The organism is Streptomyces sp. NBC_00273 (genome assembly GCF_036178145.1).
Lineage (GTDB): Bacteria > Actinomycetota > Actinomycetes > Streptomycetales > Streptomycetaceae > Streptomyces.
This window is the reverse complement of sequence record NZ_CP108067.1, coordinates 8,015,715-8,031,247: the sequence shown is the minus strand read 5'-3', so window position 1 is coordinate 8,031,247 and position 15,533 is coordinate 8,015,715. Positions and strand designations below refer to the sequence as shown.

General features: G+C 71.6%; 16 protein-coding genes. 10 read left to right on the top strand and 6 right to left on the bottom strand.

The window, feature by feature from the left end; all coding sequences use genetic code 11:
• Window positions 1–25 precede the first annotated feature (25 nt).
• Complete coding sequence (locus OG386_RS35980) at window positions 26–2,122, top strand: ATP-binding protein (protein WP_328791548.1); 2,097 nt, start codon at window positions 26–28, stop codon at window positions 2,120–2,122.
• Between the two features lie 152 nt (window positions 2,123–2,274).
• Here OG386_RS35980 and OG386_RS35975 read toward each other — a convergent pair whose 3' ends face one another.
• A complete protein-coding gene (locus tag OG386_RS35975; RefSeq protein WP_030011808.1) occupies window positions 2,275–2,460 on the bottom strand; it encodes a DUF5999 family protein in 186 nt (61 codons plus the stop codon).
• A gap of 155 nt (window positions 2,461–2,615) precedes the next feature.
• On the opposite strand from OG386_RS35975, the gene OG386_RS35970 reads away from it, so the two are divergent.
• Together OG386_RS35970 and OG386_RS35965 are read left to right on the top strand one after the other, a co-directional pair.
• Window positions 2,616–3,053 (top strand): SRPBCC family protein, encoded by a 438-nt coding sequence (locus tag OG386_RS35970; protein ID WP_328791547.1) that lies wholly within the window; start codon window positions 2,616–2,618, stop codon window positions 3,051–3,053.
• 72 nt (window positions 3,054–3,125) lie between these two features.
• Window positions 3,126–3,902 (top strand): LppU/SCO3897 family protein, encoded by a 777-nt coding sequence (locus OG386_RS35965; RefSeq protein ID WP_328791546.1) that lies wholly within the window; start codon window positions 3,126–3,128, stop codon window positions 3,900–3,902.
• 56 nt (window positions 3,903–3,958) lie between these two features.
• Here OG386_RS35965 and OG386_RS35960 read toward each other — a convergent pair whose 3' ends face one another.
• Window positions 3,959–5,188 (bottom strand): acyl-CoA dehydrogenase family protein, encoded by a 1,230-nt coding sequence (locus tag OG386_RS35960; protein WP_327386608.1) that lies wholly within the window; start codon window positions 5,186–5,188, stop codon window positions 3,959–3,961.
• 216 nt (window positions 5,189–5,404) lie between these two features.
• Here OG386_RS35960 and OG386_RS35955 point away from each other — a divergent pair, with 216 nt between their 5' ends.
• Window positions 5,405–6,049, top strand: coding sequence for a TetR family transcriptional regulator (locus OG386_RS35955; protein WP_327734361.1), 645 nt, complete (start codon window positions 5,405–5,407; stop codon window positions 6,047–6,049).
• 99 nt (window positions 6,050–6,148) lie between these two features.
• Here the strand turns inward: OG386_RS35955 and def are convergent, their stop codons facing one another.
• A complete protein-coding gene (def, locus tag OG386_RS35950) occupies window positions 6,149–6,703 on the bottom strand; it encodes a peptide deformylase (protein ID WP_328791545.1) in 555 nt (184 codons plus the stop codon).
• Between the two features lie 123 nt (window positions 6,704–6,826).
• On the opposite strand from def, the gene OG386_RS35945 reads away from it, so the two are divergent.
• The 6 genes from OG386_RS35945 to OG386_RS35920 all read left to right on the top strand — a co-directional run bounded on the left by OG386_RS35945 (window position 6,827) and on the right by OG386_RS35920 (window position 12,107).
• A complete protein-coding gene (locus OG386_RS35945) occupies window positions 6,827–8,065 on the top strand; it encodes a MurT ligase domain-containing protein (protein WP_327386605.1) in 1,239 nt (412 codons plus the stop codon).
• Window positions 8,066–8,085: 20 nt separating this feature from the next.
• Window positions 8,086–8,814, top strand: a complete 729-nt coding sequence (locus OG386_RS35940; RefSeq protein WP_327386604.1) for a type 1 glutamine amidotransferase — start codon at window positions 8,086–8,088, stop codon at window positions 8,812–8,814.
• 215 nt (window positions 8,815–9,029) lie between these two features.
• Complete coding sequence (locus OG386_RS35935; protein WP_189746068.1) at window positions 9,030–10,055, top strand: 6-phosphofructokinase; 1,026 nt, start codon at window positions 9,030–9,032, stop codon at window positions 10,053–10,055.
• A 103-nt stretch (window positions 10,056–10,158) separates the two neighbouring features.
• Window positions 10,159–11,121: a cytochrome c oxidase assembly protein gene (locus tag OG386_RS35930; protein WP_328791544.1), complete on the top strand. Its 963-nt coding sequence runs from the start codon at window positions 10,159–10,161 to the stop codon at window positions 11,119–11,121.
• Window positions 11,122–11,153: 32 nt separating this feature from the next.
• On the top strand, window positions 11,154–11,312 hold the full coding sequence (locus tag OG386_RS35925; protein WP_030010293.1) for a hypothetical protein: 159 nt from the start codon (window positions 11,154–11,156) through the stop codon (window positions 11,310–11,312).
• An 84-nt stretch (window positions 11,313–11,396) separates the two neighbouring features.
• Window positions 11,397–12,107 carry a lysophospholipid acyltransferase family protein gene (locus OG386_RS35920; RefSeq protein ID WP_328791543.1) on the top strand — a complete coding sequence of 237 codons (711 nt, stop codon included), beginning with the start codon at window positions 11,397–11,399 and terminating at the stop codon, window positions 12,105–12,107.
• Window positions 12,108–12,135: 28 nt separating this feature from the next.
• Here OG386_RS35920 and OG386_RS35915 read toward each other — a convergent pair whose 3' ends face one another.
• The 3 genes from OG386_RS35915 to ureG form a co-directional block, all read right to left on the bottom strand.
• A complete protein-coding gene (locus tag OG386_RS35915) occupies window positions 12,136–13,809 on the bottom strand; it encodes an alpha/beta hydrolase (protein ID WP_328791542.1) in 1,674 nt (557 codons plus the stop codon).
• 181 nt (window positions 13,810–13,990) lie between these two features.
• Window positions 13,991–14,740: an urease accessory protein UreD gene (locus tag OG386_RS35910; RefSeq protein WP_328793484.1), complete on the bottom strand. Its 750-nt coding sequence runs from the start codon at window positions 14,738–14,740 to the stop codon at window positions 13,991–13,993.
• A gap of 89 nt (window positions 14,741–14,829) precedes the next feature.
• A complete protein-coding gene (gene ureG, locus OG386_RS35905; protein WP_328791541.1) occupies window positions 14,830–15,525 on the bottom strand; it encodes an urease accessory protein UreG in 696 nt (231 codons plus the stop codon).
• Window positions 15,526–15,533: the final 8 nt, after the last annotated feature.

Here is a 15,533-nt window from a genome sequence, read left to right as displayed (position 1 = left end):
CGGGAAGATCGCGCACAATACATCCGTGTTCGGTGAGTACTCGTTCAATGACAATCAGGCAGAATCCGCGGACGGCGATCCCGGACCGGACCCCTGCCCGGTGCCCGGCAACCTGCCCCCGGAACCTGCGAGCTTCGTCGGCCGGGAGCGCGAACTCCAGCTGCTCGACGGCCTGTTGCGCGAGCGAAGACTGATCACCCTCACGGGGGTGGGCGGCGTCGGCAAGTCACGGCTGGCCCTGCGGGCCGTCGCCGCCGCCCGCCAGGCGCGCCCCGACGGGGTCTGGTGGGCGGAACTGTCGCCCCTGCGCGATCCGAGCCTGCTCACCGCCACCGTCGCCCACACCGTAGGCCTCGCCGACCACTCCCCGCGCCCTCTCGACGAGGAGCTGTGCGCGTGGATGGCCGACAAGGAGCTGCTCCTGGTCCTGGACACCTGCGAGCACCTGGTGGCCGATTGCCGCCATCTCGTCGGCGAACTCCTGCAGTCCGCACCCGGGTTGACGATCCTCGTCACCTCCCGCGAGCCGCTCGACATGCCGACCGAGGAGGTCGTCGAGGTCCGACCGCTGCCCTGCGAGGGACCCGACAGCGATGCCCTCACGCTCTTCCGGGCCCGCGCGCTGGCCGCGACCCCGCGGGCGGCGGCGGTCTTCGCCGACCCCGCGCGCACCGCCCTGGCCGCCGAGGTGTGCCGGCGCCTGGACGGCATCCCGCTCGCGCTGGAACTCGCGGGCGCCCGGATGCGGTTGTGGACGCTGGAGCACATGGCCGAACGGATCGGCGAACGCTTCGAGGTGCTGTCCGACGCCCGGGCCGCACTGCCGCGCCGGCACCAGACGATGCGGACCACGATCGGCTGGAGCCACGAACTGTGCGAGCCGCTGGAACGGCTGCTGTGGGCCCGACTCTCGGTCTTCACCGGTGACTTCGACATCGCCGCGGCGCGCGCCGTCTGCTCGGGCGGGCCGCTGCCCGCCGCCCGGGTGGAGCGCGTGCTGGCGGGTCTCGCCGCCAAGTCCGTGGTCCTGCGCATCGAGGAACGCGGGACCGGGACCCGCTACCGGATGCTGGACACGATCCGCGAGTACGGACAGGACTGGCTGGGCGAGCTCGGCGAGGTGGAGATCGTCACCGACCGGCACGCCCACTGGTACGCGGCGCTCTCCCAGGCTGCCGAGCGGGGGTGGATGGGCCCGGGGCAGGTGGACTGGTACCGCAGGATCACCGCCGAGCACGCACAGCTGCGCACCGCTCTGGAGCACCTGATCGCCGCCGACCCGACGGCGGCGCTGGAGATGGCCGGGGCCCTGTGGTTCTACTGGTTCGCGTGCGGGCACGTGCACGAAGGCCGCGGCTTCCTGGAACGGGCCCTGCGGGCCGCTCCGCGCACGGGGGCCGCGTACAACCAGGCCGTGTGGGCCCTCGGACTCACCCTGCTGCTCCAGGGCGACATGGACGCGGCGCGACGACTCGGCGACGAGTGCACGCGCGACGCCGCCCGGCTCGCGGACCCCGAGCGGGAGCTGCGCGCGGCCTATCTGGCGGCGGCGTCCGTCCTCATGCCCGGTGACCCCGTACGGGCCCTGCTCCTGGCCGGCCCCCGGGCCCGGGCGGGCCACGGCGGGCGGACCAGCGGCACGGGCTGGCTGCTGTGCAAGCTGGCCACCAGCTACTCCCTGTGCGACCTGCGGCGCTTCGACGAGGCGACCGAGGAGGCACAGTCCCTGCGGGAGGCCTGCGCGGAGCTGGGCGAGCGCTGGCTGCGGGCGTACGCGGACTACATCCTGGCGGTGGCGGCGCTGGGCCTGGGCGATCACGGGGAGGCCGCCCGGCACGTACGGGCCATGCTTTCCGGGAAGCGGCTGCTCGGCGACCGCTTCGGCATCGCGCTCGGCCTGGACCTGCTGGCCGCGGCGGTGGCCGGACTGGGCGACGGGGAACTCGCGGCACGGCTGCTCGGCACCGCGCACGCGTGGTGGCGCACGGTGGGCCGGCCGCAGATGGGCTCGCCCTCGCTGAGGGCGCTGCGGGACCAGGGCGAGCGGCAGGCCCGCGCGGCGATCGGGGACGCCGCCTACGAGGCGGCGTTCCTGGGCGGCGCGGCTGCGCCCACCGGCTGAGTCTCGGCCGGTGGGTCTGGACTACGGCCTAAATCCTGGGCTCCCGTCAGTACGGGAGGGGTCTGCCCGACGGTGTGCGCAGGTCCAGGTCTCGGGGGGCGGGCTTCGGGACGGGCTTACGGATCAGCTGCTGGCGCATGCTGCCTCCTCGCTCAGACCAAGGCCGGGCGGCGGGGTTCCACCGTGCGGCTGTCGGGGAGCAGTTCACCGGTGTCGTCGAAGACCACGACTCCGTTGCACAGCAGGCTCCAGCCCTGTTCAGGGTGAGAGGCCACGATGCGGGCGGCGTCGTGATCGGCGCTGTCGGCAGTAGGGCAGGGTGGCTGGTGGGAGCACATGGCGCACCTCCTCGCGAAGTGGGGCGGGAGCGCCGGTGGTCACCCGGTCGAATCCGCGATCCACGGTGGCGGTGAGTATTACTGATCGCCGCCCCCGGACGGAACCCATATTCGCCGTCCAGTTCACGGTGTGTATGCCCGCTTACCATGCGCTCATGCCCGCTATCCGGATCGTTCACCACACGTCTTTGCCACCGCTCGAAGCGTGGCCGAAGCTCACGGACTGGGAGCGCCACGGCGCGCAGGTCCCGCTCACCCGGACGATCATCGAGACGGCACCCCCGACCCGCGTCGGAACGATCTTCACGGCACGGACGGGCGTGAGCAGGATCACATTCGACGATCGCATGGAGGTCGTCGAATGGCGACCCCCTGCCGAAGGTTCGTCGGGATTGGTTCGACTCGAGAAGCGCGGCCGGTCGGTGACGGGCTGGGCGGAGATCGAGATCCGCCCCCTGCGCACGGGCGGCGCGGAGATCCACTGGCGGGAGGAGCTGCGCCTGCGCGGCCTCCCGCGCGCCCTGGATCCCCTGGTCGCGGCGGTGGGCCGGTTCCTCTTCGGCCGGGCCCTCGTGCGGCTGCTGCGGCCCTGAGGGCGCGGCCGGCAGGGCGTAGGGTGCCGTGATCACCGTGCCGGTGATCACGAAGCGATCGAGGAGATTCCCGTGGCCACTCCGCCACAGCCACAACCGCAGCAGGGCGCCGGCCCGTACAACCCCTACAGTGCGCCCGTCCCGCAGCAGGGCGGCTCGGCCGGCTCTTGGCAGGCCGGACCGCAGCCCTACGGCGCGTACGGCGCGTACGGCGCGCACCCCGAGCCGGGCCGCTACGGCTGCCGACTGTGCGGGGCCTGGCCCGCCGCGCACGCGACCGTACGCGGCCACCAGGGCCTGATCGTGCTGATGCGGTTCCTGAGCCTGCCCGGACCGTTCTGCCGCGACTGCGGGCTCGCCACCTACCGCCGCATGTCCTCGGACACCCTGTGGCAGGGCTGGTGGGGGCCGCTGTCCCTCTTCATCACGCCCGTGACCCTGCTGATGAACCTCGGCCCGCGGGCGTCCTTCCGCAGGCTCGCTCCCCCGGCGGGCGGCTACCGGCCCGCGCTCGACCCGGGCAAGCCGATGTGGCGCCGGGCCCCGGTCCTGCTGTTCCTCACACCGGTACTGCTCGTCCTCCTGGGGATTCCCGCACTGATCGGGATCGCCCTGCTCGTCGGTGACAGCACGCCGACCCTGTCGGTGGGCCAGTGCGTGGGCAACGAGTGGGACGGGGAGCGCCTGAGGCTGCGCGTGCGGGACTGCGGTTCGCCGAAGGCCGAGTACCGCGTCAGCAAGCGGCTGGAGACGTCCGGCGACCGGTGCGCCCCGCTCGACCGGGTCGCCGGCGCCGAGTACGGCCCGGACGGCTCCACGTCCACCTGCCTCACGCCCCTGCCCAGGTGAGGCGAGGGCTCCCGAACGCCACCAGGCGTCCGGGAGCCCTCGTACGCGGGCGCGCGTCAGCGGATCGGCATGCCGGAGATCGTGCGGGCGATCACCAGGCGCTGGATCTCGCTGGTCCCCTCGAAGATCGTGTAGATGGCACTGTCCCGGTGCATGCGCTCCACCGGGTACTCGCGGGTGAAGCCGTTGCCGCCGAGGATCTGGACCGCCTGGGCGGTGACCTTCTTGGCGACCTCGCTCGCGAAGAGCTTCGACATGGAGCCCTCCGCCGACTCGAACGGCCGGCCCGCCACCGCCATCCAGGACGCCCGCCACACCAGCAGCCGGGCCGCGTCGATCTGCGTCCGCATGTCGGCGAGCTGGAAGGCCACGCCCTGGTTGTCGATGATCGGGCGGCCGAACTGGGTACGGGTCTTCGCGTAGTCGAGGGCCACCTCGTAGGCGGCGCGCGCGGTGCCGACGGCCATCGCGCCGACCGCCGGGCGGGAGGCCTCGAAGGTGGCCATGGCCGCGTTCTTCACCCTCTCCCCGCCGCCGCTGCGGGCGCGCTCGTGGGCCCGCGCGAGGCGCTCGTCCAGCTTCTCCTTGCCGCCGAGCAGGCAGGAGCCGGGGATCCGTACGCCGTCCAGCACCACCTCGGCGGTGTGCGAGGCGCGGATGCCGTGCTTCTTGAACTTCTGCCCCTGGGACAGGCCGGGGGTGTTCGGCGGGATGATGAAGGAGGCGTGCCCCTTGGTCCCCAGAGCGGGATCGACGACCGCGACCACGATGTGGACGTTGGCGATGCCGCCGTTCGTCGCCCAGGTCTTGGTGCCGTTCAGCACCCATTCGTCCTTCGCCTGGTCGTAGACCGCCCGGGTGCGCATCGAGCCGACGTCGGAGCCGGCGTCCGGCTCGGAGGAGCAGAAGGCGGCGACCTTCACGTCGTCCGGGGTCCCGTACATCTGCGGGATCCAGGTGCCGATCTGCTCCTCGGTGCCGTTGGCGACGACGCCGATGGCCGCGAGTCCGGTGCCGACGATGGACAGCGCGATGCCCGCGTCGCCCCAGAAGAGCTCCTCCATCGCCATCGGAATGCCGAGGCCCGTCGGGTCGAAGAACTGCTGGGCGTAGAAGTCCAGCGAGTAGATGCCGACCTTGGCGGCCTCCTGGATGACGGGCCAAGGAGTCTCTTCGCGCTCGTCCCATTCCGCGGCGGCGGGGCGCATCACATCGGCGGCGAAGCCGTGGATCCAGTCCCGCACCTGCTTCTGGTCGTCGTTCAGCTCCATGGTGAACTCCGCCATGTCCCCTCCACCTGTCTGTACTCGGCCCTGCGGAAGTTACTAGCGGTAACCTACGCGAAGACCACAGTCTGTTACCGGCGAGTAAGCACTGTCAAGCACCGTCCGCACCGGCCACGAGGCCGGACGGCGTAGCCTCCGATTCGATCGACAGGGTGTGCGGGGTGTTACGTTGCGTGGGCGTCACGCACATCGCAAGGGCGGGGAGAGAAACACGTCATGGAGACCACTCAGCAGGCCGGTGAGCCGGGAGCGGCCGAACGCCGCCGTCGGGAACTGCTCGAAGCCGCCGACCGGGTCGTGCTCAGGGACGGCCCCAAAGCCTCCATGAACGCGATCGCGGCGGAGGCCGGCATCACCAAGCCCATCCTCTACCGGCACTTCGGGGACAAGGCGGGCCTCTACCAGGCCCTCGCCGTCCGGCACACCGACGCCCTGCTCGACTCGCTTCGGGCGGCGCTCGACGCCCCCGCCGAGCGGCGCCGCCGGGTGGAGGCGACCCTCGACACCTATCTTGCCGCCATCGAGGCCCGCCCGCAGGTCTACCGCTTCCTCATGCACCCTGCCGAGGACTCCCACAGCGCCGAACGCGGCTTCGACGTCGGCCTGCACTCGGCCCCGCTGCTGCGCCGGCTCGGCGAGGAACTGGCCGAGGTGATCGGCGAACGCGTGGACCTCGGTCCGGGGGGCGAACGCCTCGCCCGGATCTGGGGCCACGGCATCGTCGGCATGATGCACGCGGCCGGCGACTGGTGGCTGGGCGAACGCCCCTGCGAGCGTGCGGAGCTGGTCGCCGGCCTCACGGACCTCCTCTGGGGCCGCCTGGCCACCGCCGGCAACCGCGAAGACGGCCCGGGCTTCTAGCCGCACCACTTCAGCCCCGCCGTTCAGCCCCTCCGGCGTTTGAGGAGGGGCTGGATGTACCCGGCGAAACCGGATCGGCGCCGGCGGGGGTGGATCCGGCTAGCCGCGCAGCGCCTCGGCTCCCCAGGAGGTCTTTCGGATGGCACGCCGCAGGCGACGGGCGCGCAGGCCCGTCACGCGGTCCGCGTACACCGTCCCGTCGAGGTGGTCGCACTCGTGCTGGAGGCACCGCGCGAAGAACCCCGTCCCGGCGATCCTGACGGCCGCCCCGTCCGACGTGACGCCTTCCACCACCGCGTGGTCGAAGCGGACCGTCCCCGCCTCCAGCCCCGGCAGGGACAGGCACCCCTCCGGCCCCCGGAACTCGTCCCCGTCGGCCGTCACCAACCGCGGGTTGACGATGTGCCCGACGTGGCGGACGTCCTCGTCGTCGGGGCAGTCGTAGACGAACACCCGCTGTCCGACGCCGATCTGGTTCGCGGCGAGCCCGACGCCCTCGGCGGCGTACATCGTGGCGAACATGTCCTCGATGAGCCGGTCGAGTTCCGGGCCGAATGCGGTGACTTCCGCGCACGCGGAGTGGAGCACCGGATCACCCAACAGACTCATGGGGCGGACGAGGCCGGAGGTACCGGGAATGGGACGCTGTCGCATGGCCTCAACCCTACGACGGGCGACTATATGAGGAGATCCGCGGCGGGGCGGGGGCGCCGCGGTCAAGGCTCCGGCCGGTACTGGATAGGCTGGGGCCGACCGACGCAAGGAGGACAAGGGACGATGGCAGGCAACACGGAGCCGCTTTCGCCGCGGGCCAAGCTGGCCGTGACGGCGGGCAAGGCCGCGGCGGCGGTGTCGCGGGCCGCGGGACGCGGAAGCGGATCGGTAATCGGTGGCAAGGTCGCACTCAGGCTCGACCCCGATCTTCTCGGCGCGCTGGCGCAACATCTCGATGTCGTCCTCGTCTCCGCGACGAACGGCAAGACCACGACGACCCGACTGATCGCGGAGGCCCTGCGGGCCAGCGGTCCGGTCGTCTCCAACGCCCTCGGCGCCAACATGCCGGCCGGCATCACCTCCGCGCTGGCCGGAGGCTCGGACGCCAAGTACGGCGTCATCGAGGTGGACGAGAAGTACCTGGCCGGAGTGGCCCGGGACGTCACCCCCAAGGTGATCGCCCTGCTCAACCTCTCCCGCGACCAGCTGGACCGCGCCGCCGAGACCCGCATGCTCGCGGAGAAGTGGCGCGAGGGGCTCCAGGGCTCCAAGGCGGTCATCGTCGCCAACTGCGACGACCCGCTGATCGTGTGGTCCGCCTCCTCCTCCCAGAACGTGGTGTGGGTCGCGGCCGGCCAGGAGTGGAAGGACGACGCCTGGTCGTGCCCCTCCTGCGGCGGTGTCATGCAGCGCCCGGGCGACGACTGGTTCTGCGGCGAGTGCGGATTCCGGCGCCCGACCCCGACGTGGGTGCTCTCCGGCGACCACGTCCTGGACCCGCACGGCTCGGCCTGGCCGATCCACCTGCAGCTGCCCGGCCGCGCCAACAAGGCCAACGCCGCCACCTCGGCCGCCGTGGCCGCCGTCTTCGGCGTACCGCCGCAGGTGGCGCTGGAGCGGATGTACCAGGTGCAGGCCGTCGCCGGCCGCTACGACGTGGTCAGCTTCCAGGGCCGTGAACTGCGGCTGCTGCTCGCGAAGAACCCGGCGGGCTGGCTCGAAACGTTTTCTCTGATCGATCCCCCGCCGACCCCGGTGATCCTCTCGGTGAACGCCCGCGGCGCCGACGGCACCGACACCTCCTGGCTGTGGGACGTGGACTACCCGCGGCTCGCCGGTCACCCGATCTTCGTGATCGGTGACCGCAAGCTGGACCTCGCGGTCCGCCTGGAGGTCGCGGGCCTGGACTTCCGCGTGTGCGAGACCCTCGACGAGGCCGTGCAGCTCGCGCCGCCCGGCCAGATCGAGCTGATCGCCAACTACACCGCCTTCCAGGACGTGCGCCGCCGCGTCGGCAACTAGTACCCATAAAGGACAAGAGCATGAGCGACAACAGCCTGCGTCTGGTGTGGGTCTACCCGGACCTGCTGAGCACGTACGGAGACCAGGGCAACGCCCTCGTGGTGGAGCGCCGGGCGCGCCAGCGCGGCCTGGACGTGCAGCGCGTGGACGTGCGCAGCGACCAGCCGATCCCCACCTCGGGCGACATCTATCTGATCGGCGGTGGCGAGGACCGGCCGCAGCGCCTGGCCGCGGAGCGCCTGCTGCGCGACGGCGGCCTGGAGCGGGCCGTCTCGAACGGGGCGATCGTCTTCTCCGTCTGCGCCGGTTACCAGATCCTCGGCAAGGAGTTCGTCAACGACCAGGGCCAGCGCCAGGAGGGCCTCGGCCTGCTGGACGTCGTCACCGTGCGCGGTGAGGGCGAGCGGTGCGTCGGCGACGTCCTCGCGGACATCGACCCGCGCCTGGGCCTGCCGCAGCTGACGGGCTTCGAGAACCACCAGGGCGTGACCCACCTCGGCCCGACGGCCAAGGCGTTCGCCCGGGTGACCATGGGCCGCGGCAACGGCACCGGTGACGGCACCGAAGGCGCGTACAACGACACGGTGTTCGGCACGTACATGCACGGTCCCGTGATGGCCCGCAACCCGCAGATCGCGGACCTGCTGCTGAAGCTGGCCCTCGACGTGAACGCGCTGCCGGCCATAGACGACCGGTGGTACGAGGCGCTGCGCGCGGAGCGCATCGCCACCGCGACGCAGCCCGCGTAGCACCCGGAGAACCGCTCATCGGGGCGGCCCCTCCATCATGTGTTCGGCCCGGTTTTCCCTAGGGGGGACCGGGCCGACGTGGTTTCGCACGACGAGTGCGACCAGCATGTGGAGGATGGTTCAGCCCACCGCTCCGGCGCTTGTAGGGTGGCGTTAGTTCCAACCGGACGACGTGGTCCGGTCGTCGGCCCACGTTGCAAAGGTCCGTTCCTGCCATGCGCATAGGTGTGCTCACTTCCGGTGGCGACTGCCCCGGTCTCAACGCCGTCATCCGCTCCGTCGTGCACCGTGCCGTGGTCGACCACGGCGATGAGGTGATCGGCTTCCTCGACGGCTGGAAGGGCCTGCTGGAGGCGGACTACCGCAAGCTCGACCTCGACGCCGTCGGCGGCATCCTCGCCCGCGGCGGCACCATCCTCGGCTCTTCCCGGGTCCAGCCGGCGCACCTGCGCGACGGCGTGGAGCGCGCCCGCGGCCACGTCGCGGACCTCGGCCTCGACGCGATCATCCCGATCGGCGGCGAGGGCACCCTGAAGGCGGCGAACCTGCTCTCGCAGGCCGGTCTGCCCATCGTCGGCGTCCCGAAGACCATCGACAACGACATCGCCTCCACCGACGTCACCTTCGGCTTCGACACCGCCGTCGGGGTGGCCACGGAGGCGCTGGACCGGCTGAAGACCACCGCCGAGTCCCACCAGCGGGTGATGGTCGTGGAGGTCATGGGCCGCCACACGGGCTGGATCGCCCTGCACTCGGGCATGGCGGCCGGCGCGCACGCGATCGTCGTGCCGGAGCGCCCCTTCGACATCGAGCAGCTGACGGAGATCGTCGGCGAGCGCTTCTCCGCGGGCAAGCGGTTCGCGATCGTCGTGGTCGCCGAGGGCGCCAAGCCGCGGCCCGGGTCGATGGACCTGGAGGAGGGCGGCGTCGACATGTACGGGCACGAGCGGTTCGCCGGCATCGGCAACCGTCTCGCCGTGGAGCTGGAGCACCGCCTGGGCAAGGAGGCCCGGCCGGTCATCCTGGGCCACGTGCAGCGCGGCGGCACGCCCACCGCGTACGACCGGGTCCTCGCCACCCGCTTCGGCTGGCACGCGGTGGAGGCGGCGCACCGGGGCGAGTTCGGCATGCTGACCGCGCTGCGCGGGACGGACATCGTGATGGTGCCGCTCGCCGAGGCGACGTCGACCCTCAAGACGGTTCCGGCCGACCGCTACGACGAGGCGCAGACGGTTCTCTGACGTCCCTTTTGTGCGCCCCTTTTATCCTGGGCCGCCCCCGCGCGCAAGAGCGTACGGGGGCGGCATTACTGTGGTGGGGCATCACGGTCAAGGGAGTGAACAGATGGATCACAGCGGGCACGGCATGGACATGCACATGGACATGGACCTGCCGCCGTTCACTCTCGGGCGCGGGCTGGAGTTCTCCTTCGACTCCTTCTTCCTGATCGGCTCGCTGGTCGGACTCGCCCTGTACGGGTGGGGCGTGCTGCGGCTGCGCCGGCGCGGGGACGCCTGGCCGCTGGGCCGGACCATCGCCTTCACCGTGGGCGTGCTGACCGTGCTCCTCGTGATGTGCACCAAGCTGAACGACTACGGCATGGTCATGTTCAGCGTCCACATGGTCCAGCACATGGTGATCAGCATGGTCACCCCGATCCTGGTGCTGCTGGGCGCCCCGGTGACGCTGGCGCTGCGTGCGCTGCCGCCCGCCGCCCGCGGCAGCAAGGGGCCGCGCGAGCTGCTGCTGATGCTGCTGCACAGCCGGTACATGAAGGTGATCACCCACCCGGCCTTCACGATCCCGATGTTCATCGCGAGCCTCTACGCCCTGTACTTCACCCCGCTCTTCGACTTCCTGATGGAGAGCCGGACCGGGCACATCGCGATGATGGTCCACTTCCTCGCGGTCGGCCTCATCTTCTTCTGGCCGATCATGGGCATCGACCCGGGCCCGCACCGGCCCGGCTACGTGATGCGGATGCTGGAACTGTTCGCGGGCATGCCCTTCCACGCCTTCTTCGGCATCGCCCTGATGATGGCGAGCCAGCCGATGATCAAGACGTACGCGAACCCGCCGGCGTCCCTCGGCATCGACCCCCTGCTCGACCAGCAGTGGGGCGGCGGCATCGCCTGGGCCTTCAGCGAGATCCCCTCGGTGCTGGTCCTGATCGCCCTCGTCTACCAGTGGTACCACTCCGAGCAGCGGGCCGCGCGGCGGTCCGACCGGGCCGAGGACCGCAACGGCGACAAGGAGCTGGCGGCGTACAACGCGTATCTCGCCTCGCTCCGAGCGCGTGGCCAGTAGCGCGAAACCGCCTTCGCGCGCCACCATGGGGCATGACCGGATCCGTTAAGGCGATGGCCGTGATGACCTTCGCCGCTCTGGTGGCCGTCGCCACGTATTCCGTGGCCCTCGGCAGCAACGGCTGGCTGTGGTTCGGCTGGGTGGTGCTGGGGCTGCTGACCGCCGGGATGGCCGCCACGCGCAATGTCTGAGTAAGGTCCCGTCCGCCCCCTGCTTCCCGTGGCTCACCGTCCGTAATATGGCTGTGACAACGGGATGTCGACGGGAGCGGCCTGGTGTTCTACCACTTGCTCAAGCACGTGTTGCTCGGCCCCCTGCTGCGGCTGCTGTTCAGACCCCGGATCGAGGGTCTGGAGAACATCCCCGCCGAGGGCGCCGCCATCGTCGCGGGCAATCACCTGTCCTTCTCGGACCACTTCCTGATGCCCGCCATCCTCAAGCGGCGGATCACCTTCCTGGCCAAGGCCGAGTACTTCACCGGTCCCGGGATCAAGGGCCGGCTCACCGCCGCGTTCTTCCGCAGCGCCGGGCAGATCCCCGTGGACCGGTCCGGCAAGGACGCCGGGCAGGCCGCCCTGCGCGAGGGGCTGGCGGTACTGGCCAAGGACGAGCTGTTGGGCATCTACCCGGAGGGCACGCGCTCGCACGACGGCCGGCTCTACAAGGGCAAGGTGGGCGTGGCGGCGATGGCCCTGGGCGCCCGGGTGCCGGTGGTGCCCTGCGCGATGGTCGGCACCTTCGAGATCCAGCCGCCCGGGAAGAAGATCCCGAAGATCCGGCGGGTGACGATCCGCTTCGGCGAGCCGATGGACTTCTCCCGGTACGCCGGGATGGAGGGCGAACGCGCGGTCCTGCGGGCGGTCACCGACGAGATCATGTACGCGATCCTCGGGCTGTCCGGCCAGGAGTACGTCGACCGGTACGCGGCCGAGGTCAAGGCCGAGGAGGAGGAACAGCGGAAGAAGGCCCGGCGCACCGCGCGCTGAGCCTTCTCCCGCTCGATCCCGCCGGTCCTTAACGGACGGCGGGGAGCTCCTCCGGCGCCGGGAAGACCGAGGACTCGGCCGGCGCGTCGGACGACAGGGACTTCGCCGCGGCCGGGGCCGGGGCCACGGGGGTGGCGTGCGGGGTGCACGTCACGTCCTTGGCGTCGACCTTGCCGGTGAGCAGGTAGGCGTCCACCCGGGTGTTGATGCAGGGGTTCACCAGGCTGGTGACACCGTGCGAGCCCGCGCCCTTCTCGGTGATCAGCCGCGAGCCGGCGAGGCTGCGGTGCAGTTCGACCGCGCCCTTGTACGGCGTGGCCGCGTCCCGCTCGGACTGGACGATCAGTACGGGCGGCAGCCCGCGCTTGGCGCCGACCGCGATCGGGGTGCTCTGCTTGGCCTTCCAGGTCGCGCAGGGGAGGTTCATCCACGCGTTGGACCAGGTCAGGAACGGGTACTTCTGGTGCAGCTTGCTGTTGTCCCGGTCCCACTTGGACCAGCTGGTGGGCCACTTCGCGTCGGCGCACTCGACGGCGGTGTAGACGGCGTTGCCGTTCTCCGCCGCCGCGTTGCCCTTGATGTCCGTCATGTCCGGAGCGATGGCGTCGACGAGCGCCTGCTCGTCACCGGCCGCCCAGGCCGCGAAGGTCTGGGCGACGGGCACCCAGGAGGAGTCGTAGTACGGGGCGCCCTGGAAGAAGCCGATGAGCTCGGCCGGGCCGACGACCCCGCCGAGCGGCTTGGCCTTGGCCTTGGCGCGCAGCTCCTGATACTTGGCCTCGACCTTGGCGCGGGTGTCTCCGAGGTGGAAGACGGAGTCGTTCTTGGCGACCCAGTCCTGCCAGTCGTTCCAGCGCATCTGGAAGGCGACGTCCTGGCCGAGGTTGGCCTCGTACCAGATGTTGTCCTGCGACGGGTCCACCACGCTGTCGACGATCATGCGGCGCACGTGCGTCGGGAAGAGGGTCGCGTAGACCCCGCCCAGGTAGGTGCCGTAGGAGACGCCGAGGTAGTTCAGCTTCTTCTCGCCGAGGCCGGCACGGATCACGTCGAGGTCGCGCGCGGTGTTCGGCGTGGTCATGTGCGGCAGCATCTCGCCGCTGCGCTCCTTGCAGCCGTCCGCGTACTCGGCGGCGAGCTTGCGCTGGGCGCGCTTGTCGGCCACGGAGTCCGGGACCGGGTCGGCCTTGGGGGCCTTGACGAACTCCTGCGGGTCGATGCAGGAGATCGGCGCCGAGTGGCCGACGCCGCGGGGGTCGAAGCCCACGAAGTCGTAGGCCTTGGAGGTGTTGACCCACAGCGGGCTCTTGGTGGTGACACGGCGCGGGAAGCGCATGCCGGAACCACCCGGACCGCCGGGGTTGTAGACGAGCGCGCCCTGGCGCTCCTCCTTGGTCCCCGTGCTGCCGATGCGGTCGACGGCGATGTCGATGGTCTTGCCGTACGGCTTGGCGTAGTCGAGCGGGACCTTGACCCATCCGCACTGGATGGGCTTCTCGAAGCCCCAGTCCGCCGGGCAGTCCTTCCAGTCGATCCCGGCCCGGGCGGCGCGGGCGGCGGCGATCTGGACGCCCAGCGCCTCCGGCACCTTGCCGTCGCTGCCGGCGGAGGCCGCTGCGGCGGGCGGCGCCAGCAGCAGGCTCGCCGCGAGTGTGCCGGTGATCAGTGTGGCGGCGCTCCCCAGCGCCGCGTTGCGTATCACGTGGTTGTTCCCCCTGCGTCAGGTACGGCCGTGGGCGGCCGAGTTGGTCGTTTCGGTCGTCGGCGTGCAGGGGGATCCTGTCGCCTGATCGGGATCCGGCGACAGGGCCGGATCGACTTCTTTGCCAACCCGATAACCGGAAAGGCGTGTACCGCTGAGCGGTGCCTGATGCGTCCCGCTTTCACCACCCGTAGCTACGGCAGGCCTCGTCCAGCAGCTCGCGCACGAGTAGGGCGTCGGCGGCCAGGGCCGTCACCAGGACGGCCGGGCCGGCCAGCGGCGTCACCGCGGCGAACTCCCCGAGGACCGCGGCTGCGGGCGGATCCTCGGCGAAGGCGGGGTCAACGACGAGGAGCTGGCCGAGCGCCCGGTACCCGGCCAGGCCCGCCGGGCCGTCCCAGCCACCGGGCGCACCGGGGCCGCAGGCGAGTTCCTGGTCCAGCAGCGGGCGGCCTCCGCGCTCGACGGTGACGCGGCTGCGCAGCAGGCCCGGAACCTCCCCGGTACGGCCCAGCACCTGCTCCTCGCGCAGCACCAGCCGTGCCGTGGGGGCGAGTCGGACCCGGGTGCGCACCCTCAGGTCGCTGCCGCGCACCGAGACCAGCGGCTCGGGCAGCCACCGCACCGATGCCCCCTCCCCCACGACGAGGTGCACGTCGTACCGTGCGGGCTCGCCGGACCGGCCGGGCAGGGCCAGGGTGGCCGCCGCCGAGGCGAGGGCGAGCTGCGCCTCGGGCCCGGCGGTGGCCTCGATGGTGAGGTGGTCCCCACCGAGCGGGGCGCTCATCGCGCCGACCAGCATGACCCCGGCTTCGGCGCCCGACGACGAGCGCGTGCGGCGCAGCGCGAGCGGCCCTTCCCCGGCGAGCAGCGGCAGGGCGGTGCCGCCCCGTCCGTCGGCCACGGCGTGGATGCGGGCGGTGGCCCGCAGGCCCGCCGGGAGCGTCGGGGGCGTCTCCGGTGCCGGGGACGCCGTGGGTGCCGTGGGTGCCGGGGCCGTGTCGGTGGCGTTCGCGCCGCTCACCGCGAGGACCAGGCCGCGATCCGCTCGCGCACCCAGGCGGCCACCGGGCCGACGCCCTCGGGGCCGCGCAGCGACTGGAAGGCGACGGGGAGTTCGCCGCGCTGTGCGGCGGCGTCGCGGGCCATCCGGTCGAGGTCGGAGCCGACGTGGGGGGCGAGATCGGTCTTGTTGACGACGAGGAGGTCCGCGGTGGTGACGCCGGGGCCGCCCTTGCGGGGGATGTCGTCCCCGCCGGCCACGTCGATGACGAAGATCTGGGCGTCGACGAGTCCGCGGGAGAAGGTGGCGGTGAGGTTGTCCCCGCCGGACTCGACGAGGATCAGGTCCAGTCGGCCGTTCTCCCGGAAGGCGTCCTCCAGTTCCTCCACGGCCTCCAGGTTGGCGGAGATGTCGTCGCGGATGGCGGTGTGCGGACAGGCGCCGGTCTCGACGGCGGTGATCCGCTCGGGCGGCAGGACGGCCTCGCGGAGCAGGAACTCGGCGTCCTCGCGGGTGTAGATGTCGTTGGTGACGACGGCCATGGACAGCTCGGTACGCAGCGCGCGGCACAGGGCGGCGACGGTGGCGGTCTTGCCGGAGCCGACGGGCCCGCCGAGTCCGATGCGCAGGGCCCGCCGGCTGCCGTCGGCCCGCAGGGGATCGGCGCTGCGGGTGTGCCGGTGGGGATAGGTCACGGCGTGGTCGAGGTGCATGGGGGTGT